Raw genomic sequence first — 1,288 nt, 5'->3', positions numbered from 1 at the left:
GCTAGCCCGATCCTCCGCACATGACCGATTCGGATGAACTGATGATGTGGCCGGTGTCTCGGCGGGTTGTGGATCGTTGGGCTGGACGTGCCGATATCTCGTTCGCGTCGTTCCCGGGTCCAGCGTCCTCGCATGAGCGTGGAGTTGGCTCCTGTGGTGGAGAGGCGTCTGGGCGCTCTGCCTGCCTCTGCCGAGTTTCTGCGCCGGCTGGACGTGGCCGGGATCATCGACGAGCTGTGCCCGGTGCGCGATGTTGCGCACCTGACGCACGGGCAGGTCATCGAGGTCCTGGTCGCCAACCGGCTCTCCTCGCCGACTTCGATGGTCCGCGTGGGGAACTGGGCCCGGACGTGGGCTGTGGAGGAGGTCTTCGGGGTAGATCCGGAACTGCTCAACGACGACCGGCTCGCCCGCGCGCTGGACGCGATCGCACCGCGCCTGGAGGAGATCACCGGTTCGGTCGCCGCGCAGGCGATCGCAGAGTTCGGGATCGATGTCACCCAGATCCACTGGGACATGACAAGCATGTCCATGTTCGGCGCCTACGAGGACCAGGAAGAGGAGTTCCCGCAGGTCAGGTACGGTCACCCCAAGGACAGGCGGGTGGATCTGAAGCAGATCCAGGCCGGGCTGGCCGTCACCCGCGACGGCGGCATCCCCGTTTTCCACCGGGTCTACGACGGCGGCGCGGGCGAGGTCGCCCAGGTCGTCGGCGCGATGAAGGCCCTGCGGAAGATCGCCGACCGCAAGGACTTCCTGCTCGTCGCGGACTCCAAACTCGTGTCCTACCCGAACATCACCGCGCTGCTGGACGCCAAGGTCGACTTCGTCGCCCCGCTGCCGGCCGCCCAGGTCAAGGCAGAGGTCTACGCCGCCCTGGACACGGAATCCGCTGCGCTGGTCGACTACGTCAACGACCGCGACCGCGAGCGGAACACCCCCGCCGACCAGCGGGAGTCCTACCGGGTCCTGGAGGACGTCCACGTCATGGCCGGGCCACGCAAACGAGACCCGGCTCACCGACTGCGCCGGATCCTGGTCCACTCCACCGGCAACGCCAAAGGGCAGCGGACCGCCCGCGCCAAACGCCTGGCCAGGGCGACGGAAGACCTCGAGAAACTGCAACGCTCGGCCGGCGGCCGCTACTACAACACCGCGGCGAAGGTCGAGGCCCGGATCGGCGTGATTGCCAAGACCCGACGCGTCGCGGGCTGCCTGCACACCGTCGTCACCACCGACCCCGCCGGACGCCCGTCCCTGACCTGGCACTTCGACCAGGAAGTCCTGG

The 1,288-nt window shown here is 68.0% G+C and carries 1 protein-coding gene; it reads left to right on the top strand.

Annotation, left to right across the window (positions count from 1 at the left end; genetic code table 11):
• Nucleotides 1-132: 132 nt before the first annotated feature.
• Nucleotides 133-1,288, top strand: a 1,156-nt coding sequence (locus ABZS71_RS35645) for an IS1634 family transposase (RefSeq protein WP_356217030.1), incomplete at its 3' end; no start/stop codon positions are given.

The organism is Streptomyces sp. NPDC005393 (genome assembly GCF_040606675.1).
Taxonomy (GTDB): domain Bacteria; phylum Actinomycetota; class Actinomycetes; order Streptomycetales; family Streptomycetaceae; genus Streptomyces.
The sequence above is the reverse complement of the archived record's forward strand: the minus strand, read 5'-3'. Positions and strand labels throughout refer to the sequence as shown.